The sequence below is a fragment of the Anaerolineae bacterium genome, assembly GCA_013178165.1.
Taxonomy (GTDB): Bacteria; Chloroflexota; Anaerolineae; order Aggregatilineales; family Ch27; genus Ch27.
In genome coordinates this window covers 269,643-292,168 of record JABLXG010000004.1, presented here as the reverse complement: position 1 = coordinate 292,168, position 22,526 = coordinate 269,643, and the positions used below count along the sequence as shown (strand labels likewise).

21 protein-coding genes are annotated in these 22,526 nt (G+C 63.6%); 3 read left to right on the top strand and 18 right to left on the bottom strand.

All coding sequences use genetic code 11. The annotated features are described in order from the left end of the window. Positions 1-58: 58 nt before the first annotated feature. Positions 59-2,230 carry an ABC transporter substrate-binding protein gene (locus HPY64_04325; protein ID NPV66354.1) on the bottom strand — a complete coding sequence of 724 codons (2,172 nt, stop codon included), beginning with the start codon at positions 2,228-2,230 and terminating at the stop codon, positions 59-61. A 141-nt stretch (positions 2,231-2,371) separates the two neighbouring features. Between HPY64_04325 and HPY64_04320 the strand changes: the two genes are divergently transcribed. The 3 genes from HPY64_04320 (at position 2,372) to dprA (ending at position 4,941) form a co-directional block, all read left to right on the top strand. Continuing rightward, complete coding sequence (locus tag HPY64_04320) at positions 2,372-3,007, top strand: HD domain-containing protein (GenBank protein NPV66353.1); 636 nt, start codon at positions 2,372-2,374, stop codon at positions 3,005-3,007. A gap of 84 nt (positions 3,008-3,091) precedes the next feature. Beyond that, positions 3,092-4,075, top strand: coding sequence for a 6-phosphofructokinase (locus HPY64_04315; protein NPV66352.1), 984 nt, complete (start codon positions 3,092-3,094; stop codon positions 4,073-4,075). Further along, positions 4,072-4,941, top strand: a complete 870-nt coding sequence (dprA, locus tag HPY64_04310) for a DNA-protecting protein DprA (GenBank protein NPV66351.1) — start codon at positions 4,072-4,074, stop codon at positions 4,939-4,941. Before HPY64_04315 ends, dprA begins: the two co-directional genes overlap by 4 nt. 11 nt (positions 4,942-4,952) lie before the next feature. Here the strand turns inward: dprA and HPY64_04305 are convergent, their stop codons facing one another. The 17 genes from HPY64_04305 to HPY64_04225 all read right to left on the bottom strand — a co-directional run bounded on the left by HPY64_04305 (position 4,953) and on the right by HPY64_04225 (position 22,525). Further along, positions 4,953-5,450: a hypothetical protein gene (locus HPY64_04305; protein NPV66350.1), complete on the bottom strand. Its 498-nt coding sequence runs from the start codon at positions 5,448-5,450 to the stop codon at positions 4,953-4,955. Between the two features lie 51 nt (positions 5,451-5,501). Next, the gene (locus HPY64_04300; GenBank protein ID NPV66349.1) at positions 5,502-5,687 is read right to left on the bottom strand and encodes a hypothetical protein; all 186 of its coding nucleotides are present in this window, start codon (positions 5,685-5,687) and stop codon (positions 5,502-5,504) included. 30 nt (positions 5,688-5,717) lie between these two features. Then, on the bottom strand, positions 5,718-6,677 hold the full coding sequence (locus HPY64_04295) for a GNAT family N-acetyltransferase (GenBank protein ID NPV66348.1): 960 nt from the start codon (positions 6,675-6,677) through the stop codon (positions 5,718-5,720). Further along, positions 6,674-7,885: an AI-2E family transporter gene (locus HPY64_04290; protein NPV66347.1), complete on the bottom strand. Its 1,212-nt coding sequence runs from the start codon at positions 7,883-7,885 to the stop codon at positions 6,674-6,676. Before HPY64_04290 ends, HPY64_04295 begins: the two co-directional genes overlap by 4 nt. Before the next feature lie 237 nt (positions 7,886-8,122). Next, positions 8,123-10,369 (bottom strand): polyribonucleotide nucleotidyltransferase, encoded by a 2,247-nt coding sequence (locus HPY64_04285; protein NPV66346.1) that lies wholly within the window; start codon positions 10,367-10,369, stop codon positions 8,123-8,125. A gap of 227 nt (positions 10,370-10,596) precedes the next feature. After that, positions 10,597-10,866, bottom strand: coding sequence for a 30S ribosomal protein S15 (gene rpsO, locus HPY64_04280; GenBank protein ID NPV66345.1), 270 nt, complete (start codon positions 10,864-10,866; stop codon positions 10,597-10,599). Positions 10,867-11,020: 154 nt separating this feature from the next. Further along, the gene (locus HPY64_04275) at positions 11,021-12,136 is read right to left on the bottom strand and encodes an aminoglycoside phosphotransferase family protein (GenBank protein ID NPV66344.1); all 1,116 of its coding nucleotides are present in this window, start codon (positions 12,134-12,136) and stop codon (positions 11,021-11,023) included. Positions 12,137-12,139: 3 nt separating this feature from the next. Beyond that, on the bottom strand, positions 12,140-12,439 hold the full coding sequence (locus HPY64_04270) for a nucleotide pyrophosphohydrolase (protein ID NPV66343.1): 300 nt from the start codon (positions 12,437-12,439) through the stop codon (positions 12,140-12,142). Between the two features lie 16 nt (positions 12,440-12,455). Continuing rightward, entirely contained in the window at positions 12,456-13,991 is a 1,536-nt protein-coding gene (locus HPY64_04265; GenBank protein NPV66342.1) for an undecaprenyl-phosphate glucose phosphotransferase, read from the bottom strand. After that, positions 13,895-14,797 carry a glycosyltransferase family 2 protein gene (locus HPY64_04260; protein NPV66341.1) on the bottom strand — a complete coding sequence of 301 codons (903 nt, stop codon included), beginning with the start codon at positions 14,795-14,797 and terminating at the stop codon, positions 13,895-13,897. Before HPY64_04260 ends, HPY64_04265 begins: the two co-directional genes overlap by 97 nt. A 76-nt stretch (positions 14,798-14,873) precedes the next feature. Beyond that, positions 14,874-16,400 (bottom strand): UDP-N-acetylmuramoyl-L-alanyl-D-glutamate--2,6-diaminopimelate ligase, encoded by a 1,527-nt coding sequence (locus tag HPY64_04255; protein NPV66340.1) that lies wholly within the window; start codon positions 16,398-16,400, stop codon positions 14,874-14,876. A 139-nt stretch (positions 16,401-16,539) separates the two neighbouring features. After that, positions 16,540-17,241 (bottom strand): F0F1 ATP synthase subunit B, encoded by a 702-nt coding sequence (atpF, locus tag HPY64_04250; protein ID NPV66339.1) that lies wholly within the window; start codon positions 17,239-17,241, stop codon positions 16,540-16,542. Between the two features lie 18 nt (positions 17,242-17,259). Next, positions 17,260-17,496 carry an ATP synthase F0 subunit C gene (gene atpE, locus HPY64_04245; GenBank protein ID NPV66338.1) on the bottom strand — a complete coding sequence of 79 codons (237 nt, stop codon included), beginning with the start codon at positions 17,494-17,496 and terminating at the stop codon, positions 17,260-17,262. Between the two features lie 59 nt (positions 17,497-17,555). After that, positions 17,556-18,830, bottom strand: coding sequence for a F0F1 ATP synthase subunit A (locus HPY64_04240; protein NPV66337.1), 1,275 nt, complete (start codon positions 18,828-18,830; stop codon positions 17,556-17,558). A gap of 46 nt (positions 18,831-18,876) precedes the next feature. Next, positions 18,877-19,170, bottom strand: a complete 294-nt coding sequence (locus tag HPY64_04235; GenBank protein NPV66336.1) for an AtpZ/AtpI family protein — start codon at positions 19,168-19,170, stop codon at positions 18,877-18,879. Positions 19,171-19,438: 268 nt separating this feature from the next. After that, positions 19,439-20,917 (bottom strand): NADH-quinone oxidoreductase subunit N, encoded by a 1,479-nt coding sequence (locus HPY64_04230; GenBank protein ID NPV66335.1) that lies wholly within the window; start codon positions 20,915-20,917, stop codon positions 19,439-19,441. Beyond that, the gene (locus HPY64_04225; protein ID NPV66334.1) at positions 20,918-22,525 is read right to left on the bottom strand and encodes an NADH-quinone oxidoreductase subunit M; all 1,608 of its coding nucleotides are present in this window, start codon (positions 22,523-22,525) and stop codon (positions 20,918-20,920) included. It abuts the gene before it with no gap. Position 22,526: the final 1 nt, after the last annotated feature.

Here is a 22,526-nt window from a genome sequence, read left to right as displayed (position 1 = left end):
GCATGCGGGCCTGTTTGATCTGGAACTGGTTGGACGGCGCGCCGGACTTCCACCCGGATCAGGGCGTGTACACCCGGAAGGTGTAGCGCAGCGTGTCGCCATCGTAACCATCGATACGCAACGCGCCACGGTATCCTTCCGGTACAGTGATCAGCCCGACCACCGCCCCGGTCGGCAGACTGGAACGGGGCACACTCCCTCCAGCTACACCCAGCAAAAGGTCGTAATACAACCCGCCCCAGGACACGCCCGGCAGCAGTGTCACCTGCGCCCCATTCAGGGCGCTGAGCGTCGCCCCGTCCCAGCGCAGGATGCTCGTCCCGCTCCCCATCATGTCATGTTCCTGTCCCGGCGCGAGCATCGCCGTGCCAGCCCGCAGCACAGCGCGATCCAGCGTATAGGTCACCGGGTAGAGGTTGTTGGCTTCGCCCGCTGGCCCCTCGTTGACCAGGTTGTTGAGGTCGGTGACCAGCTGCACGGTATATGTCCCGGAACCGTTGACCGTCGGCGTCAGGAAGACTTCGATCGATTGGCCAGGCGCCAGCGGCAGGATCGGCGCCGAGGTATACACCTCACCGGGCTGGAAGGATGCCGCCAGCGCCGTTTCCACAGAATTCACCACCCCCTGGTTGCGGATGACCGCCCTGACCAGGAATTGCTGCCCGGAGATAGGCCGCACCGGCTCGATACTGGCCGAGATCACGATCAGGTCAGCCAGCGGAGCGGGGGATGGCGTGGGTGTGATGACCGGCGTGGGCGACGGCGGTGGCACGATGATCGGCAGCAGGTTGCGGTTGCCGCGCAGGTCCACCAGGTAGGCCGCCACCCAGCCCGTTGACCCCCGGAACGGCACCACCAGCCAGGTGAAATCGGCGTTTGCCCCAACCGGGAAGATCGTCTCCCCACCCTGAAGCTGGCCGACAACCTCATAATTCAAACCAGGGCCAGTCCGCACATTGAGGCGTTCGCTCTGCACAATCCCATACACGCCCTCCGGCGTGGCTGTGGGCGACGGCGTTGGCGAGAGAGTCGGTGTGGCCGGGACAGGCGTCTGCAGCGATACCACATCTTCGCCGGGGTTGGGGACAAGCTGGTTGTTGATCACCAGGCTGAGCACCTGTGGCACGGCGTAGGCATTCAGCTCGAACACCGCAGCGGCGTTGATCGTTTCACCGATGACAAAGCGCCCCGGCGTGAACGTGCCCTGCACTCCTACCCGGCTTTCCAGGCCCTGCAACCCCTGGCGCACCTGTTCAGGCACCGGGCCAGCTGCCTCGATGCCCGCTGCCAGCAGGTAAACAGCGTCATAGAAAGCGGCGCTCAAACCGTCCGGCACCGCGCCGAAGGTGGTCACATAGCGACGCAGAAAGCGATCGCTGGGCGCGGAGCGCACGCCTGGCGTCCAGTTAGTCACGCCGACCACGGAACCCAGCCGCGGCCCAAGCGCGCTGCGAATCGCTTCCTGAAAGGCAGGTTGGTCGGCGTCGCGGTAGAAGTAAGTCCCTTCCCAACCCGCACCGCGCAAGGCAACAAGCAGGTCGGCTGCTGCTTCCACCCCACCCCAGATCGCCACCACCTCCGGATTCAGGCTACGCAGGTCGGCCAGCAGGTTATCCAGCGCCTCCGGGTCGTTCCACTGCAGTGTTGAACGCGGCACAATGTTGCGGCTGCCCAGCGCCGCCGTGAACGTGGCAACGCTCTCAGCGGTGCCTTCCCCGGCCTGGATGATCACCACATTCTGGGCACGCAGCCGTTCCAGCAGAAAGGTCGCCGCCGCCTGCGCGTAGACCTGCTCCGGCGCCCGGGAGCGAAAGATGAAGTCGGCGGTGTCGGCGATGGTGATCGAATCGCCCGTTGCCGCTGTCAGCACAGGCCGGGCCAGCGCCCGCAGGTCGTTAAACACGGCCAGCGTCACCGCAGTGTCATCCGGCCCCAGAATGGCCAGCACGTCACGTTCGGCTAGCGCCTGCAAGCCGGAGCGCACCTCGTCTGCGGTAGTCACCGGCACCGAGAGCAACTCAAAAGCGTAGACCCGGCCATCCGGGCCAAGCAGCCCCCCTGCTCCATTGATCTCGGCGATGGCCATCTGCGCGCCGCGCCCGGCAGGGCTATCCGCCGAATCCAGCAGTCCCAGCCGCAGGATCGTTGGCCCCTGAGCCTCTACCAGCAGGCCCAGCGCCAGCATAGCTGCCATGACCACCCCCAGCCGCACCATCATCGACCGCATCATACCGCGCTCCTCCCGACCCTGAACCAGCGCCATACCATAGACAGGTTCGATGGTATACTTATATCATTGTAACACAGCCCGGTGACACGGATAGCTGGCCGCCGTCCACCCACCGGGCAACGTATTGCTAACGGAATCCTGATGACCGCCCACTCCTTGTCTGACTCCGAAATCGCCTCTGCACTGGAGCAACAGGCGCGCGCCTGGGCGCGGGAGCGACTCTCAGACGCACGCTTCGCCCATACGGCCGGCGTAGTCGAATCGGTGACCCGGTTGGCGGCACTGCACGGCCTGGCGGAGCAACTGCCCGCGCTGCGGCTGGCCGGCTGGATCCATGACGCCGCCAAAGAAAACGATGGTCATGACCTGCTGGCTGAGGCGCAGCGGCTGGGCTGCCGGATCCGGCCTGTTGAACGACAGAACCCGGCGCTGCTCCACGGGGCGATAGCCCTCCGGGAGGCCGAGGCAGCGCTGGGCTTTCACGATCCAGTGACGGCCAGCGCCGTGCTCTACCACACCACCGGCCACCCGGCAATGACCCGCGCTGACAAACTATTCTACCTGGCCGATCTGGTTGAGCCATCACGGACTGCCGGGTGGATCGTCCGGTTACGTCCGCTGGCCGAACGTGATCTGGATGAGGCGCTGCTTTTCGCCCTGGTGCACCAGCTCCGCCGGCTGCTCCGAAAGGGAGAAGCGATTGACCCGCGGGCAGTAGCGCTGTACAACCGTCTGCTGGCGGCTGGTGTACCGCCGCCCCAGCAGGCGGAGGAATAGCCGCCGCGCCAATGCCCCGTTCCCGGCGCTGTGTTATCATTAGCCCGGACACGCTCTGGTTCTGGCCCCTTATGGAGGACACCCGTGAAGCGGATTGGCATCCTCACCAGCGGCGGCGATTCCCCCGGCATGAACCCCTTCATCCGGGCCGCAGTGCGTCGCGGGCTGGGTTATGGCATGGAGGTCGTGGGCATCATCGCCGGTTATCAGGGTTTGTGCGACGGCAATGTGCGGGAGATGACCCTGCGCTCGGTCGGCGGCATCCTGGACCGTGCCGGGACGATTCTGGAGACCGCCCGCAGCGACGAATTTATGACCCGGGAAGGCCACCGCAAAGCCCTGCGCACGCTCAATGAACAGGGGATCGAAGGGCTGGTCGTGCTCGGCGGCGATGGTTCCATGCGCGGGGCCATGGCCCTCCACGAATCCGGCATCAGAGTAGTCGGCGCGCCCGGCACTATTGACAATGACCTGTACGGCACAGAGATCACCATCGGCGTGGATACAGCGCTCAATACCGTGATCGACTGTATCGACATGATCCGCGCCACCGCCTCCTCCCACCGGCGGGCCTTTCTGATCGAAGTGATGGGCCGTCACTGCGGCTATCTGGCGCTGATGGCTGGCATTGCCGCCGGCGCGGAGATGATCTGCATCCCCGAAAAGCCCTTCGAGCTGGAGGATGTCGCCACCGTCCTCGATCACGCCTACATCCGCGGCAAGGCGCACTGCATTGTAGTGGTGGCGGAAGGGGCGCAATATGACGTGCCAACCATCGAGAGGTACTTGCGGGAACGCCAGCAGGAACTGGGCTTTGACGTGCGCACCTCCATCCTGGGGTACATTCAGCGCGGCGGCAAACCTACCGCCTACGAGCGCATCCTGGCTACACGCCTGGGCGCCGCCGCGGTAGACTGCCTGGCCAGCGGCACGCACGGCGTGATGGTTGGCGTTTCCGGACACCAGATCATCACCACCCCGCTGGTGGAAGTGATCAGCCGCCGCCAGGAGCTTGACCTTTCGCTGCATGATCTGGCCCGCACGCTGGAGGATCCGCAGACCAGGTGAGTCAGCTGGCCTTTCTCGTTGGTCTTTGCCTGATCCCCGGCATTGGCGGTGTCACCCTGCGCAACCTGCTTGATCACTTCGGCGATGTCGAGGCCGTCTATGCCGCCAGCCCAGTGGCCCTGCGGAGCGTGCCGGGTATCGGGCCGCGTCTGGCTGCGGCGATCAAAGCCGTGGATGTGCGGCAGGTCGCTGCGGCGATGATTGCCTGGGAACAGGCAGGCTTCACCCTGTTGACCGGTTCGCACCCCCGCTATCCAGCGCTCCTGCATGACCTGCGCGACGCGCCGCCGCTGCTGTTCTGCCGGGGTGTTTTGCAGCCAACCGACGATCTGGCGGTCGGCATCGTAGGCACCCGCCAGCCATCTTCCGCTGCACGCGCCTATGCCGCGGCGCTGGCTGAAGGGCTGGCTGCTCGCGGCTGGACGATCGTCAGTGGCCTGGCCTGGGGGATCGATCTGGCGGCGCATACGGGCGCGTTACAGAGCGGCGGACGCACCATCGCCATTCTCGGTTCCGGTCTGAACCAGATTCCACCAGCCAAGCACGCGCTGGCAGCCCGCATCGCCGCCAGCGGCGCCCTGCTCAGCGAATGGCATCCAGATACACCGGCCAGCCCGCCAGCGCTGGTCGCCCGCAATCGTATCATTTCCGGGATGAGCCGGGCCGTGATCGTGGTAGAAGCGGGCGAAGAGAGTGGCAGCCTGTATACCGCCCGTTTTGCCTACAAACAGGGGCGTCCCATCCTGGCGGTAGACAACGGGAGCGCCGGCAACACGGCGCTGCTGGCAAATGGGGCAGCCCTGCTGGCGCCAGACGATACCAACTGGGATGCGCTCGACCGGCGGCTGAGGGCCTTGCCCCGCTGATCGCCCCTGTGCTACAGCCCGTTGTCGATCTCATCCCAGCTGCCCGTCGCATAGATCCACAGCCGGCCCTCGTCACAGCGCGGGCAGTCGATCCAGGCGGAGCCATCCTCAAAGTGCTCACCAGCGTCGCCGCCAAGATGGTCGTAGATCGCCAGGTCGCGGCTGCCGCACACAGTACAGAGGGCGATTTCCACGCCGTCCAGCGCCGCAGCGTCCTCTTCCAGTGCCTGGCGATGCAGGGAGAGCAGCCGTCGTGCCACCGGATCACCCTGCTCCACCCGCCCTTCCAGCACCGTGATTTCGCGCTGCGCGGCTTCCAGCACCTGCGGCAGATCGTAGGCAGGCGTTTCGATCAGCACAGAAACCACCTGACGGCAACTGTGGCAGATCGCCAGCACATAGCGAAAGTAGATGAACAGGCGGCTGCGGTTACTGCCACCGTAATGAAGTTCGCCTTCGATGTAATAGTTGCACACCGGGCAGGGCGCAACCTGAAGTAACTTTCCCACGAATCATCCTGACTGGTGAAGGCGCGCCTGCCTGCCCGGCGGGGCAGTAGATCACGCTTTTTTCACACGCTTGATCAGCTGGACGAACTCCTCGAATTCCTCGGCAAACAGGTGGATGGTCACCAGGCCAAGTTCAACATGGTAAACCAGTTCGCCATCCGGTTCCTCGGAGACCCACACCTGGTAATGCTCAGTCTCGGCAATCACTTCGGTGGGAATATCAGATGGATCGGTCATCGTACTCCTCCAGCGCGGTCACGCGCCCGTCTACGTCCGGATCATCGCGTGTTCGGTCAGGGAAAGCTCGCGGGCAAAGAGCAGCACCTGCTCATCCCAGCGTTGCTGGTAGCCGGCCGCCTTCAGCCGGGCCAGCAACACCGCGTCATCCAGGACCTTCCACGATACGCGCTCGAAGCCCTGCCACGCGGCCAGCCCGCGCAACGCCAGCGCCAGGGCCGCAAACTCGTCCGGTAGGGCGTCAGCATAGCCCACATACAGCCGTGTAGCTTCTTCCTCGCCGGTAGTGCCACGTGGCGTATTGAGGATCGCCAGCCCGGCCAGCCCCGGCATATCGCCGGACCGCGTCCAGCCGTAGACCTGTCCGGCGGCCAATCGCTCGCGCAGCCGGTCAGGAGTCAACGGTAGGAAGCGCCAGCTATCTTCCAGTGTGCGCTGCGCCGCCTCAAAGTACGGCAGCTTGATCAGCCGTGCCCAGGCCCGGTCGATATCGCTAGGCTCCAGGCGCACCAGCCGATCGATCGGGATGGCAGGATCGGCCTCGGCGCCATACGCAACAAAAGCTGCCACCTGCTGAAAAGCCGTTTCCGCGGCCATCCGGATGACTGCGTGATTGCCCGATGCCGTGCTGAAACGCAGCGTACCGGGAGCGTAGCGACGGCTGTAGTTGACCATATAGTGGTGCATGATCCGCCCCAGACCTATCCCCTGAAAGGCCGGATCCACCCGCAACCCTTCCAGCCACCACTGGTCGCCGCCCATGTGCGTCAGCTTGGCCACGGCGACCAGCCGCTCACCGATCACCCCGGCGCAGAACAGGCCGCTGACGTCCGCCAGCCAGGCATCCAGTACCATCGGCAGATAGTCTTCGCCATCCCAGATCTGGGCCGCGATAGCTTCAATAGCCGCCCGATCGGCGGCCGTCACCGGGCGGATGTGAAAATCGGCGCGGTTAAACTGAATTCCCGCTTTGTTCACCGCTGTCGTCACACAGGTTCCTCCTGCTGGCTGACCCGAACCTCGTCAATCACCTGCAATCCGGCAAGCGGGCCAGGCTCAGGCTGCATCAGCTTCAAATACAGGTAGCCCCCCAGCAAACGCAACGAGGCGACTACCGGCGCCGCCAGGATGACTCCCAGCGCCCCTGCCAGCGTCGCCCCGCCGATCACGGCCACAATCACGATGAACGGATGCAAATCCAGGCTGTTGCCCATGATACGCGGCACCAGTAAGATCGCTTCCAGGTTCTGCAGCCCCGTCCAAACCACGATCACCACCAGCATGAAGAACACCCCCTCCAGGCCGGGAATAGTCTGGCTGGGGAAGAACAGGCCGAACAACGCCGCCGGGATCAAGGCAAGCGCCGGGCCAAGATTGGGGATGAACTCCAGCACACCGCTCAACAGCCCCAGCACCACCGGATTGCGCAGGCCCAGAATCGTCGCCGCCGTAAAGACCACCACGCCCATCGTCAGGCAGAGCAACAACTGGCCGCGCAGGTACGCATTCCAGATCTCGCCCAGCCGGCGAAGCAGATACTGGACATCGCCACGGTATGGCGCCGGGACAATCCGCAGGATTTCTTCAGTAAAGCGCGGGCCATCGCGCATCAGATAGAAGACCATCGTCAACACGAAGATTGCGCTGATAATGCCGCTCAGCGCCGTGCCGACCGCTCCCAGCACAGGCGTCGCCAGCGGCCCCAGCAACGATCGCATAAATGTCGCCAGGTCGCGTTCCGCCAGGGTAAAAGCACGCTCAACATCGACCGAACCACCGAAGAATTCCTGCAAGTGGATAGTCTGGCCGCCAATGGTGATTGTCATGGCCAGCAGATCGTTCACCAGCCTCTCGATCTGGTCATACAACGCCGGCAACACATCCCCGAACTGGCGCAACTGCGCCCCGATGGCCGGGACGATGATCAGCAGCACAATGACAATAGCCAGGATAGCCGTCACAAACCCCAGCACCGTGCCGATCATGCGCCGCATCCTGCGGTTGCCAAACGGCAGCCAACGCTCAGCCAGGCCGACAATCGGGCTGAGCAGGTAGGCCAGCACCAGGGCAATGATGATCGGCGGCCACATATCCCCCAGTCGCCAGGCAAAAACGCCCACTACCAGCAGGGCGATAAGGGCGACTGTGCGCCTTGTACGCGGGGACCAGGCAGGCGAGGTGATGAACTGCGCGTCCATTCAGGCAACCTCTAAAACCGGCGACATTGAGCCGGAATCCGGCATACCCGATAATTGTACGCGATGGAAAGGGGGGTAGCAATCACCAAAGGAATTTCTGCCGGCCTTCTTATGAATACGTGCACTCCCGGTTAAACAGTTGAGTACGTCAAGCGCCACAGGAACCCGGCACGGTCCACAAGACAAACGATCCCGGCCGGGGCCAGGATCGCCTGTCTTGGGTGAGAAAGTTGTGGGCTAGCTGCGTCCGCCGCGCCGATCACGGTCGCTGCCGGGGCGTCGGCCACGGTCACCACCGCGGTCGCCGCTGGGCCGCCGCCCGCGATCACCGCCGCCGCTGCGCGCCCGTCCGCCTTTATCGCGGGCCTGCGCTTCTTCAGCGGTCCAGCCCTCCAGCACAGCCTGGCGGCTGAGACGAACCTTGCCGCCGGGATCGATGTCGGTCACCATGACCATGATCTCGTCGCCCAGCCGCACCTCATCTTCGATGCGCTCGACGCGATAATCGGCAATCTGGCTGATGTGTACCATGCCCTCGCGACCGGGCATGAATTCCACAAACGCCCCGTACGGCTCGATACGCACAACTTTGCCGGTGTAAATGCGACCGATCTCCGGCTCTTCAACCAGACCCAGGATCATCTCCAGCGCCATGTCAGCCGCCGGGCCGTCCGCCGCCGCAATGTACACCGTACCATCATTCTCGATGTCGATCTTGACGCCGGTTTTGTCCTGAATGCCACGTACGACTTTGCCGCCCGGCCCGATCACCGCGCCGATCTTCTCCGGGTCGATCTGGATGGTGGTGATGCGCGGCGCGTACGGGCTTAGCTCCGCACGCGGCGCCGGGATTTCCTGCAGCATGACATCCAGGATTTGTAGCCGGGCGTCACGCGCCTGGGCCAGCGCCCGCCGCATGACATCGGTCGGGATGCCCTTGATCTTGATGTCCATCTGCAGCGCGGTGATCCCCTTGGCCGTCCCGGCCACCTTGAAGTCCATGTCGCCCAGGTGATCTTCCATACCCTGAATGTCGGTCAGGACAGCGTAGCGCTGGCCGTCGGAGATCAGACCCATAGCAATCCCGGCTACCGGGCGCACCAGCGGCACACCGGCGTCCATCAGCGCCAGGGTACTGCCGCATACGCTGGCCATGCTGGTACTGCCATTGGAGCTCATCACCTCGCTGACCACGCGCAGCGTATACGGGAATTCGTCTTCCGGCGGGATCATGGGCCGCAGGGCCGCTTCCGCCAGCGCACCATGCCCGATTTCGCGGCGTTTGGGGCCGCGCAGGAACCAGGTTTCGCCGGTCGAGAACGGCGGGAAGTTGTAGTGATGCATGTAACGCTTGGTATCCTCAGGATTGAGGTTGTCCAGCTCCTGGGCGTCGCGGGGTGTTCCCAGAGTGGCCACGCTCAGCACCTGAGTCTGCCCACGCCGGAACAGGCCGGAACCATGCACGCGCGGGATCACGCCCGTTTCCACCGCCAGCGGGCGGATGGTTGTGTAATCGCGACCATCGGGACGGATACCATCTTCCAGAATGCGGCGACGCACCTCTTCTTTGAGCGCTTCCTGCAGAAAACCGCGGATGGCAACAAAATCCGGCGGGTTGCCTTCCGTAGCCTGCGCCTCATACTCAGCCAGGATGGTCTCCCGCAGGGCGTCGATGGCCGCATTGCGAGCGTCGCGGTCGAGTACCTCAGCCACGATACGCTTGATCTCCGGCATAGCGCGGGCAAAGACAGCCTCCCGCAGGGCCGTATCCACCGGCACCGGGGTGATCACAGCCTTGGGCTTACCCAGTTTGGCCGCCATCTCCCGCTGCACGGCGATGATGCCCTGGATGGCCTGATGCCCGAACTCCAGTGCACGGAGCATTGTCTCTTCGTCAACCTCGTTGGCTGAAGCCTCGACCATGTTGATCGAATCGGCGGTACCAGCCACGCGCAGGTCAAGCACGCTGTTTTCCATCTCGGAGATGGTGGCGTTGCCGACAAACTGGCCGTCAATCAAGCCAACGCGGCAGGCGCCTACCGGCCCGTCAAAGGGGATATCGGAGATCATCAGGGCCGCACTGGCGCCGATGATGCTCAGCATATCGGAGTGATTTTCCTGGTCGTGGCTGAGCGCAGTCACGATCACCTGGACCTCATTGAAGAGGTCTTTCGGGAAGAGCGGCCGCAGGGGCCGGTCAGTCACCCGCGAGATCAGGATGGCCGTCTCGCTGGGCCGACCCTCCCGGCGGAAGAAACTACCGGGAATACGCCCGGCGGCGTACATACGTTCCTCATAATCCACGCTTAGCGGGAAGAAATCGACGCCCTCGCGCGGCTCCTTGCTCATCGTCGCCGTCGCCAGCACCATGGTATCGCCCATGCGGACGGTCACGGCGCCGCCGGCCTGCTCCGCAAAGCGACCGGTTTCAATGATCACTTCCTTGGAGCCGACCATCGCGGAGAATCGATGAATTTCACCCATGTTTCCAATCATATGTTTTCCTCCATAGCAGCAAGTGCCCGGAGGTCAGGGACTGGACCATAAAGCCAACGCGCGTGCTGGGTTTGGCTTCATGCTCCAATTCCTGTCACCCCGGGCACTGCAGACCGATACAGGCGGTTAAGGCCCCGCCCTGGCCAAGATCACAAAGCATTCGCCAAGCGGCATAACAGGGGCAGTCAGGTGACCGCCCCGGATACGCTCTGCCGTTAGCGCCGCAGCCCCAGCCGCTGGATCAGCTCCTGGTAAGCCTCGGGATTGGTGCGGCTCAGATACTTGAGATGGCGGCGACGAAGACCCACCATCTTCAGCAGACCGCGCCGCGAATGTTCGTCGTGCGTGTGCACCTTCAGATGTTCCGTGAGCTGGCGGATCTGCTCCGTCAGCACAGCAATCTGCACCTGCGGCGAACCGGTGTCGGTCTCGTGCAGGGCAAATTCACGGATGATGGCTTCTTTTTCAGCTGGTGTTAGGCTCATTGCTGGTGTCGTCCCCTGTGTCTCTGTCACCAGGCCCACCGGACGCGGGCGGGCCGGTCCAGGTATGCGATTTGCACCCCGCGGTGCACCGTAAGCGATTATAACAGAATCACTCGCAGTTACAAGACCGGCTTGCCGACCCATCGGCTAACACCTAAGTTGACAGACAGAGGCCCAATCGCCGCTCCATTGCGGCAATGACCGGTTCCAGCCACACGCGCTCGAAGCGCTCTGCATACGGCGCGTATGTTTCCGGCTCCAGGGTCGCCAGACGGCGCAACCAGTAACTCAGGAAGTGCCACAGCAGCGCGTGATCCTGTAGCAAAGCGAAGCGTTCATCATCCCAGTCCGGGGCCACGCGCCGGGCCATCTCCTGGCGGTACAGGGCCACCAGCTCCTCCACCGGCAGGGGCGGCTGCAGAACCATGGCGACCGTCAGGCAAAAGTGCTGCAGGTCCAGGATGGCTGGGCCGATGGCCGCCCGCTGCCAGTCGAATACAATCTGGCGGCCCTCATCCGGCTGGGCAATATTGCCCGGCCAGTAGTCACCATGCAGCAGCGTCACCGGTTCCGCCTGCAGCGGCGCGGCGATCTCATCCGCCTGCTGTACCAGCGCACCGAACGCCTGGAAATGGCGCGGAGTGACCAGGGCTGGCAGGCGCTCCTCCCGGATGAGCGTCTGCACAGCTTCCGCCGCAGCCATGACCGTTGCCTGATAGTCAGCTTCCAGCGGACGCCCCAGCCAGGGGAAGATGGCCAGGTCTTCCCCCAGCCCCCAGAAGCGGTCGTGCATGGCCGCCAGATTGATGATCGCCTGGGCGTAGTCTTCGCGGGTCCACGCCTCCGGCCCACGCAGGCCGGTCAGCGCTTCCACGACAATCCATCCCCGCGCCGGATCGCCAGCTACCAGGCCAGGAACCAGCAGCGGCAGATGCGGGGCCAGCCGCTGATAGACGCCGTATTCGCGCCAGCCAACCGTAGAGAGCACCCGCCCGCCCTCGCTGACCGGCGCTTCCTTGAGCACCAGCGCCAGCCGCCGCTGCACGCCGTCGATCTCCACACCAACCGACAACCCCCGCACCGAGGTAAGTGTATCCGGAATGCCGCCAGGACGCAGATCGGGTAGCGCCAGCGGCTGGATGTCCAGCAGGCGCAGGCGCGGAGCAACCAGATAACGGCGCAGACCGGCCATCAGCGTCGGTCGGCTGAACGGCCAGTCCTGGCGGGAGGCGTGCTGGACGGAATCAGAAGCAGGCTGTGGGTCAACCACCGGTCAATCCCAGGAGCGATCGTAGTTGCGGGCAAGCTTGGCCAGAATGGCTTCCTGCAGATCGATCTCCGTCAGGCTGGCCAGCTGCAACAGGTACAGGGCGACATCGGCCAGTTCACCCGCCAGCGCCGCCCGGTCGCTGACCTGATCGTCCCACTGGAAATGCTCCAGCACCTCAGCGGCCTCGATCACCAGCGAGGTGGCGATATTGCGCGGCGACTGCGGGCGGCGCGATCCGGGGGCGTACCAGCCCTTGGCGGCCACAAAGGCATGCATGGCCTGCGTCAGTTCTGCCAGGGTCATCGGTGGACGGGCAGGATCAGATGGCATTCGGGTTACGCCCCCGCAGAGTCTGGGCCAGGGTACGGATGATGATCTTGATGTCCAGCCAGAGCGACCAGTTTTCCACATACCACAGATCGTACTTGGTGCGCTCTTCAACCGACGTATCGCCACGCAGACCATTGACCTGCGCCCAGCCGGTCATCCCCGCTTTCATGCGGTGGCGCTCCATGTAGCGTGGGATGTACTGGCGGAATTGCTGGACATACGCTTCCTGCTCCGGGCGCGGGCCGACCAGGCTCATTTGCCCCAGCAGGACGTTGATCAGTTGTGGCAGTTCATCTAGGTTGGACCGACGCAACACGCGCCCGATTGGCGTGACGCGCGGATCGTTTTCGACCGTCCAGCCCGGCCCGTCCTTCTCCGCGTCAGGGCGCATGGTGCGGTACTTGATGACCGGGAAGGTCTTGCCGTCCAGGCCCATCCGGTACTGGTGAAAGAATACCGGCCCCGGCGAAGTCCACTTGACGATCAGGCCGATGGCGATCATCAGCGGCGAGAGGAACACCAGCCCCAACGACGCGCCCAGGATGTCCAGCGCCCGCTTGAGGCTCAGGTTCCAACCGCGCAGGGCGACATCCCGCACGTTGAGCAGCGGCAGGCCACCCAGATCGTCCACCGACAGCCCGGCGGACATATAGGCAAAGACATCTGGGTACACCTTGACATCCACCTGGCCACGCTGGCACAGGGTCACCAGGCTGACCAGTTGACGCCGATCCAGTTCCGGCAGGGCAATGATGACCGTGTCGATCTCCAGTTCATCAATCAGCGCCGGCAGATCCTGGTAAGCACCCAGCGCCGGCAGGCCCAGCACATTGCCGCGCCCGCTTTCCGTCACCAGACCGGCCAGGTCAAAGCCCAGTTGCGGCGACCACTGAATCTTCTGGACGATATAGCGGGCCGCCTCGCCATCCCCGACAATCAGCACATCATCGCGGGCTATCCCCCGCGCTCGCAGGCGCAGCACAATCTGGTTGTGCAGCTCCCGACCCAGAATCATCAGCACGACGGTGAAGAACCATACGTATAGCAGGAGCGAGCGGGGGTAATCGGTCTCAAAGGGGCTATTCTTGAACAGCACCGTCTGGAAGGCCACTGACAGAAACACCGCCAGAGATACCGCGCCCAGAATGCGGTAGGCCACATCAAAGCGGCTGGCCGCACGCGGCTGATGGTACAGCCGGGAGAAATACGCCGCCACGATAACCGAGCCAACGTGCAGGATCATCGTCGGCAGGTAGAAGTCAAAAAGCCCCGGCGGATCCGGCGGTAGCGGCGAAAGCGGCACTACCTCGCGGGCATAGTAGGCCACGATAAAGGCCAGCAGGGCCATGCTGATGTCGACGATTGCCACCAGCAGCTTGAGGGCGGCGCGGATGCGCCGGTTGCGCCGACGGCTGGCCTCCGCCCGGATCAGACGGCGGGCAACGGCGTCGGGTTCCAGATCTCTGTCCAGATCGCCCGCCCGCCCTTCAGCAGCAGGCCCAGCAGGATCAGACTGTGCAGCCACAGGGGCGTCCCCGCCCGATAATGCCGCCGGTAGAAGATCAGCATCGCCCGGTAGAACTCCCGCTGCGCTCGGGGGTTGCGGCGGCTGGCGGCGCGCTTGACGTGAAGCACGGTCACCCTCGGGTTGTACCAGACCGTCCAGCCCGCCTGTTTCACGCGATACGCCCAATCGATATCCTCCGCATACATAAAGTACACTTCGTCCAGCAAACCGACGCTGGCGATCGCCTCCCGGCGCACCTGCATATAGGCCCCGACCACCGAATCCACTTCCGTGACCAGATCAGGGTCAAGGTAAGTCAGGTTGTATCGCCCGAAGCGCCGGCTGCGCGGGAACAACCTGGACAGGCCGATCATCCGATAGGCCGAGATTTCCGGCGTCGGGAAGCTCCGCCGGCAGGCCAGGTCCAGCGACCCATCAGGCAGGACCAGCTTCGGCCCGGCCACGCCGATGCGGGGATCAGCGTCCATAAAGGCCACCATTTCCCGCAGGGCGTCCGGCGGAACCTCGGTATCCGGGTTGAGCAGCAGGGCGTAACAGGGTGCATCCTCACCGCATCCTCGCCCAAAACCCAACGCCCGCAGGCCCAGATTGTTGGCATAGGCAAAACCGCCGTTTATGGGACTGACGATCAGGTCAACGCCGGGGAACTCCGCACGCACCATATCCGGGCTGCCATCGGTTGAGGCATTGTCCACCACCACCACCCGGAAGGTCACACCCTGGCTGGCCAGGACGGTCTGCAGGCAGCGCCGCAGCAGGTCGCACGTGTTCCAGTTGACGATCACAATCCCCAGATCGGTCATTCCGTTCGGTTGCTCTCCTGCTCTTGCTAGTTTACCACAGCCTGGTCAGGCTCAAACAACGCTCGCCCCACGCCGGTCAGGTGCGGGCGGTAGGCAGCGTGGCCAGCGGCTGGCCGCGCAAAGCGGCGCGCAACGCCTGCCGGTCATCCCAGGGATATTCAATCTCGCCGAAGCACATGCTCTGCTCATGTCCCTTGCCGCAGGCCAGGACGATATCGCCCGCCCCGGCCCGCTGCACAGCCTCATAGAGCGCCTGGCCACGATCAGGGACGCGGATGAACGTGGTGCCCTCCACCCCACCAGCGGCCCGACAGCCCTCCGCCATCTCCGCCAGGATCGCTTCCAGCGACTCGGTGCGCGGGTCCTCCGCCGTCAATATGGTAAAATCCGCCAGCTCCGCGGCGATCGCCGCCATCATGCGCCGCTTGGCCCGGTCGCGCAGCCCGGCGCTGCCCACCGCACAGATCACCCGCCGTCCGGGCGCAATCAGCGTCCGTGCCGCCGTCAACACCTGCCGCAACGCATTCGGCGTATGGGCAAAATCCACCACCGCCAGAAAATCCTGTCCTTCGTCAATACGTTCCAGCCGGCCCGGAATCGGCGGCAGTGCAGCGATGCCCTCGACGATTGCCGCCAGCGGGATGCCCACCGCCACAGCCGCGGCCATCGCCGCCAGCACATTGGACACATTATAGGCCCCGACCAGCGGAGAGCGTACCGCCAGCCCGCGCACACTGAAATGCGTACCATCTGGCCGGTATGCCACTGCCTCGGCCCGGAAATCAACGGGCGCTGATGCCAGGCCGTAGAACAGATGCCGATCAGCGGGGATAGCCCGCAGGAAATCCGCCGATGCTACGTCATCAGCGTTGATCACCGCCACCTTGTCCTGGCCCGGCTTGTACGCGGACCGGCGCAACTTGCGGAACAGCTCCGCTTTAGCGTCCCGGTAGGATTCCCAGGTGCCATGATAGTCCAGATGCTCGTGTTGAATATTGGTGATCACGGCGACGTCAAAATCTACCGCGTCAACCCGGCCCTGAGCCAGGCCGTGGCTGGTTGCCTCCAGCACACAATGGGTTAGCCCGGCCTCAACCATGCGCGCCAGGTAGCCCTGCACCTCCGGGGCGCGGGGCGTGGTCACATGCAGACCAGTCTCCAGGGCATCGCCGCCGATCACCGCGCTGACCGTGCTGATCATCCCGGCGCGGAGGCCTGCCGCCCGCAGGATGCTGTAGATCAGCGAGACCGTGGTCGTCTTGCCATCAGTCCCGGTAACGCCGATCACGACCATCTGCCGCGACGGGAAACCGTGGTAAGCGGCAGCGAGCAGGGCCAGCACCGCCCGCGCGTCAGGGACAGCCGCGTAAGGCACCGGGCAGGTTACCTGTTCCGGCGCGCGTTCGCCAACGACCGCCGCCGCGCCACGGGCGACCGCTTCCGGGATCCAATCGTGGCCGTCAACCACCGCGCCCCGCCGGGCTACGAATATCCCACCCGGCTGCACATCCTGCGCGCTGTCGGTCACCGGGGCGCTAATGGGCACGTCCGGGCCGCTGGTAGTCGCTTCCGGCAGGTAAGACAGCAGTTCGAAAAATCGCATTGCCCAGCCTCGCTATGCCGTTCCGCACGGCCTGCTGAGTATACCAGACATCCCGGCAGAGAGGGACGCCTGAACGAAAAAAGAACCGGGGCGTGGCCCCGGTTGCTCTTGTTGTGCAAAATAGTGATAACCGCTGGCTTCAGTTGAGCCGGCTGGCCATCTCCCGCAAGCCGGAGCGCACGCTGCCATCGATCACCCGGCTGCCTGCGCGGATGATCAAGCCGCCCATGATGTCCGGATCGACCACAAACCTGACCTCACTGGCGCCGGTACGCCGCTTGACCTCCGCCTGTTCTTCTGCTGTGAGCGGCAGGGCGGAAATGACTTCCACGACGCCGCTCAGGTTGCGGGCGCTCTCTGGCACTTCAGTAAAGAAGCGGTTGACCAGTTCGTGCTGGCGCTTCTCATCCAGCGAGGCCCCGATCAGCCTGCGGGTAGCGGCCATTGCCAGTCCGGCGACCTGATCGCGCAGATCGGCCAGCTGGCGGTTGCGCTCAGCAATCGCTTTCTCCCGCGCGTCCGCCAGGATTTTCTCTGCTTCGGCACGGGCTTCGGCCAGCAGGCCCTGCCCGGCTTCCTCGCCCCGGCTGCGCGCCTCGTCCGCGATTCTGGCGGCCTCGCGCCGGGCCTGGTCAAGGATCTTGGCGGCTTCGGCTTCAGCGTTAGCGCGGGCCTTGGCGGCAACTTCGGCGTCTTCAAGCTGGCGGGCGATCTTCATGGCCCGCTCATCCAGCGTGCGGGTCAGCGGGCGCCACAGGGCCACCCCCAGCAGCAGCACAATCACGCCAAAATTGACAATCTGGGCGATGATAAACCCTGCATTAATCCCTAGTGCTTCCACAAATCGCCTCCCCTGCGCCTACAGCACGAACAGGATGATCAGGGCAACCACCAGGGCGTAGATGGCCACAGCTTCGGCGAACACAATACCCAGAATCATATTCGTCTGAATCTGGCCGGCGGCTTCGGGGTTGCGGCCCAGCGCGCCCATCGCACCCTGCACCATCAGACCGATGCCAATCCCCGGCCCCAGCGCGCCAATCATGGCCAGGCCGGCCCCCAGCGCCTTCAGACCAACACTCAGATCTCCGGTCATTGAAAACGTCCTCCTATGATAGAAAGGTTGTCTGAACCAGGTTTAGTTGCGCACCACCGCTAGCTGTGAGCCTCACCATGCGCTTCTTCGTGATGGTGGCTTTGCATCGCCTGGGCGCTGAAGATCAGCGTGAGCACGGCAAAGACGAATGCCTGCATCAGGCCGACAAACAGCTCCAGTGCGTAAAAGATCACCGGCAACATCGTCGCCGCCAGGAAGGCCATAATGAACAGCAACACCTGCCCGGCAAAGATATTGCCGAAAAGACGGAAGGCAAAACTGATGATCTTGGCGAATTCCGAGATGATCTCAAATACGCCGACCACAAAATCGATCAACCCCAGCGGCTTCTTGCCCAGGTTACCCAGCGCGCGCAGGTTGAGGAACTTCTGGAAGTAGTCCGGCCCCAGCGACCACACGCCATAGACCTGCACCATGATCACAGCGACAATCGCCAGCGCGACCGTCATATTTAGATCGGTAGCCGCCGCACGCACAAATGGCGTCACGATGAAGATGTCAGATCGCACCAGACCAGCTTCCTCAGCGGACCTGATCGCCGTGATCACCTCTTCAGGCAGGCTGGCGTGCACTTCACCTTCGGCATGGGTTTCATTGCTGGCGGTTGCCTCACCTTCGCCATGCCCGCCTTCTGCGCCCACTTCCGGCAGCGCCACCCCGGCCTCGGCTAGCGCCTCCACACAGGCGGCTTCCTTGCCCTCCGGGAAGTGGCCCAGGTTGACCGCGTCACAGGCGCAGTAATCGGCTTTTGTGGCCCGCGTGCCGGCGTCCAGCGGGCTGGTCACACGGAGGGAAATCACGCCTTCCAGCGCCTGGCTCTCTTCAACATTGATCGGGTAGCCGCTGAATCCTTCCTCGGCGCAGTGGAGCAGCCCAACACTATCCACGCCGGGTACCAGCTCCAGCCAGTTGGAGATAAGCAGCAGGAAGAAGATCGTCATCACCAGCGGGAAGATCCGCCCGGCGCGGGTGCCAGCAACCGACTTGGCGAAGTTGTACATGAAGCCGACCAGCAACTCCAGCAGGCTTTGCAGCCGCCCCGGAACCTTCTTGATCCCGCCGCTCAGGTACACGGCCAGCACGATCAGGATGATCACCAGATCGGCCAGCAACACCCCGACCAGCGTATTGGTGAGGTGAAACCCCTCGCCCAGCACATCTTTGACCAGGATTTCGCCCGGCACGTAAATCACCGGCAGCGCCACGCCGATGCCCGCACCGGGCAGCAGAATGAAGGGAATCCACAGGCAAAAGACCCCCACAAAAACCACCATCCCGATCAGGACGAGGAGACCTCGTTGAGTTTTATTCACTGCATGAGCCTCCTCTCTGCCAGTCAAATTTAGTTTTTCTCAATCACTAATCCTCCTTGGCGATCGTCGCTGGTTCTTCCGGGCGGGCTGGCCGGATCGCGCCGGTAGCGGAAAGCGCCAGCCGCACCATCAGAAAGAGACTGACCGGCACACTGAGGGCCAGCAGGCCGATCGTAAACGGCCCGCGCAGGCCAAACTGCGCATCCAGCCACAGTCCTGCAAACAGGGCGATGAACACCACGAGGATAGTGACCAGCCCGGCTTGCCCGGCAATCGCCGCATAGGTCAGATTGCGTGGGCGGCTGCCTGTTAGTTCGCGGTGTGGCAGTTCATCGCTCACGGCCTGGTGTTCTCCAGAATACCGGCCCACTTGGCCAGCAGCGTGTGCATTCTATCACAAGGTCGCAAATATCGCCAATTTTTGTCCTATAAAGATGCAAACAAGCGTCATCCGTACTTCGGTTGCCGGGCGGTACAGCCCCACTGGGGACTCCCGGCATCCTACGCTGGCCGCCGGAACTACCGACCGGCCCGCGTTGCCTCCTCCAATAAAACTTCCGGGTGAGGGGCACCCCTGCCCCTCACCCGGCCAGCACACTCCACCACAATCAGAACAGCAGCTCTTGTCCGGCGTGCAACGCCCATTCATACACCGGCGCGGCTACCACGCCGAGCACAATCACGCCTATCGACGTCAGGACAAGCGCCCAGCTTGCCGCCCGCGATACAGCCAGCGGCTTGTCCTCATCGGCGCTGCGATCCACGTACATGACCTTGATAACCATCAGGTAGTAGTACAGGGCGACGATCGCATTCAGCACGCCGATGATGGCCAGCCAGGCCAGCCCGGAATCTACTGCCGCCTGGAACAGGAAGAACTTGCCCACGAACCCCGCCGCCGGTGGGATGCCGCCCAGCGAAAGCAGCGCCACCGTCAGCACCAGCGCCAGCGCCGGGCTGCGGCGGCTCAGACCGGCAAAGTCGGCGATTTTCTCGCTGCCGGTTGCCCGGCTGACGTAGATCACCACGCCGAAGGCGGCCAGGTTGGTCAGCGTGTACATGAACAGGTAGAAGATCACCGCCGCCATGCCCGCGCCATCCTGCGCGCCAATGGCCACCACGCCGATCAGGGAATACCCCGCCTGGGCAATCGACGAATAGGCCAGCATACGCTTGATGTTGCTCTGCCGCAGGGCCAGCACATTACCCAGCGTCATCGTCACCACGGACGCGATCGCCAGCACCAGCGCCCAGATCGGGTCGTACTCCGGGAAGACAGCCATGAACAGCCGTAACAACAGGGCAAAGCTGGCCGCCTTGCTGGCCACGCTCAGGAAGGCCGTCACCGGCGTCGGCGCACCTTCATAAACATCCGGTGTCCAGAAGTGGAAGGGCACCGCGCTGATCTTGAAGCTGAAGCCTGCCAGCAACATCACCAGTGCCAGCAGCACAGCCAGATCATGCACACCGCTGGCCTTCAGTCCATCCGCCAGCAGGTAGAAGTTAGATTGCCCGGAAAAGCCGTACAGCAGGCTGAGGCCATAAAGCAGAATGGCCGACATCACCGCGCCAAACAGGAAGTACTTAACGCCAGCCTCCGTGGAGCGTTCATCGCCGCGCAGGGAGCCTGCCAGCATGTAGAGTGTGATCGAGGTGGTTTCCAGCGCCACAAAGGCCATGATCAGGTCGGCGGCGGCGCTCATCAGGCTGGCGCCCAGCGTGGCGATGATCAGCAGGGCGTAGTAATGCCCCTTGCGCCCCACGCCCGGCGCGTCGACGCTCAACAGGCAGGTCAGCCCACCGGCCAGGATCACCATCGTGCGGAAGATCTGCGTCAGGATGTCGTGCCGGAACATCCCGCCCAGAATCAACTGTTCCTCCACCGCCGCTGCGATCGGCACGGAGAAGATCAGCAGCACCAGCACAATGCCGAACATCGACACGCCAGCGATGATCCCGATCTGGCGCCGCCGGCTCGCCGGCCAGATCGCATCCAGCGCCAGCACCACCACTGCCAGGAGGGTCAACAGGATCTCCGGCAGAATGGCGAGCAGATTCGTTCCCCAGTCAACCGTTTGGAAGTCCAATTACGCACCTCCCAGCAGCAATTGCGCGATCGGCCTGACGGCGCTTTCGATCATCGGCGCCATGATGCTTGGCCACACTCCCAGGAGGATCAGCGGGACGACCAGGATCGCCAGCGCAACTTTGTCCAGGATCGTCACGTCGCCGACCTCGGCGTACCGTTGCTCGTTAAAGGCGCCGAAGAACACCTGCTGCACGACGCGCAGCACATAGGCCGCCGTCACGATGATGCCGAGCACGGCCACGATCGCGATCACCGCGAAGTAATTCCCCAGCGCCCAGTTACCGATCCCCAGCTGGATGACCGGGCTGGCATCCCACAACCCCATGAAGATCGGGAACTCCGCCACAAACCCGCTCAGCCCTGGCATCCCCATACTGACCAGACCGCCGATGATGAAAGCGAAGGCCACCCAGGGCATCTTGCGGCTGAAGCCGCCCAGGCTGGGGATGTCGCGGGTGTGCGCCCGGTCGTAGACCATCCCGACGCAGGAGAAGAAGAGCGCCGTCATCGCGCCATGGCTGAACATCTGCAGGCCCGCGCCGGTCATACCGGTCACGTTCATCGTCGCCCAGCCCATGCTCACCAGCCCCATGTGGCTGACCGACGAGAACCCGATGACATACTTGAAGTCACGCTGGCGCATGGCAATAAACGCACCATACACCACATTGATCAGCGTCAGGAACACGATCCACGGCAGATGCGCCCGCGCGCCATCCGGCAGAAGTTGTACGCCAACGCGCAGCGCACTATACGCGCCAAGCTTCATCAGCACCCCGGCATGGATCATGGAGACGGCCGTCGGCGCGGCCACATGACCGTCCGGACTCCAGTTGTGGAAGGGGAAGACACCGGCCAGGACGCCGAAGCCGATGAAGATCAATGGGAACCACAGCCGGGCGACTGTGACGCCATCCAACCCGGCTACGGGGTTATTGAACGGTGAGTTCGGCATCTGGGCAACTTCGAGCATGTGGACCATGTCGAAGCTGTACGTACCGGTCGCCTGCCCGGCGACAATGTACAGGACAATGGCGCCGATCATCGCCACCACCGAACCGACCAGGATGTACAGCGTCAGCTTCATGGCTGCGTATTCGCGCAGTTCCTTCCAGCCCCACGTGGCGATCAGCAGGTACATCGGGAAGATGGCCAGTTCGTAGAAGAAGAACAGCACGAACAGGTCCATCGCCACGAAAACGCCATACACACCCACCACCAGCAGCAGGAAGAAGGCCATAAACTCGCGGGGGCGATCCTCAATGCCCCACGAGATCAACACCCCGGCAAACGAGGCGAAGCCGGTCAGCAGCACCATCGGGGCGCTGATGCCGTCGACGCCCAGATGATAGTTGATGCCCAGCGCCGCCACCCAGGGGACGCTCTCCTGAAACTGGAACATCTCGCTCACGGACTGCGCGCCGTTAGCGAAGGCGACATCGTAGGAAAAGTACATCAGGATGCCCAGCAAGAAGCTGAAGCCCGTCGCCGCTGCCGCAATGATCCGCGCCTCCTGCTTGGCGGTCTTGGGCAGCAGCAAGATCAGCAGCGCCGCAACAGCCGGCGTAAGCGTGATGAGGCTTAGTACGGGTATGCTTGCGTACATA

Coding starts and splice junctions, on each gene's coding strand:
- HPY64_04325 (NPV66354.1), bottom strand. CDS start 2,230: ATGATGCGGTCGATGATGGTGCGGCTGGGGGTGGTCATGGCAGCTATG.
- HPY64_04320 (NPV66353.1), top strand. CDS start 2,372: ATGACCGCCCACTCCTTGTCTGACTCCGAAATCGCCTCTGCACTGGAG.
- HPY64_04300 (NPV66349.1), bottom strand. CDS start 5,687: ATGACCGATCCATCTGATATTCCCACCGAAGTGATTGCCGAGACTGAG.
- HPY64_04290 (NPV66347.1), bottom strand. CDS start 7,885: ATGGACGCGCAGTTCATCACCTCGCCTGCCTGGTCCCCGCGTACAAGG.
- HPY64_04285 (NPV66346.1), bottom strand. CDS start 10,369: ATGGGTGAAATTCATCGATTCTCCGCGATGGTCGGCTCCAAGGAAGTG.
- rpsO (NPV66345.1), bottom strand. CDS start 10,866: ATGAGCCTAACACCAGCTGAAAAAGAAGCCATCATCCGTGAATTTGCC.
- HPY64_04270 (NPV66343.1), bottom strand. CDS start 12,439: ATGACCCTGGCAGAACTGACGCAGGCCATGCATGCCTTTGTGGCCGCC.
- HPY64_04260 (NPV66341.1), bottom strand. CDS start 14,797: ATGACCGATCTGGGGATTGTGATCGTCAACTGGAACACGTGCGACCTG.
- HPY64_04255 (NPV66340.1), bottom strand. CDS start 16,400: ATGCGATTTTTCGAACTGCTGTCTTACCTGCCGGAAGCGACTACCAGC.
- atpE (NPV66338.1), bottom strand. CDS start 17,496: ATGACCGGAGATCTGAGTGTTGGTCTGAAGGCGCTGGGGGCCGGCCTG.
- HPY64_04225 (NPV66334.1), bottom strand. CDS start 22,525: ATGTACGCAAGCATACCCGTACTAAGCCTCATCACGCTTACGCCGGCT.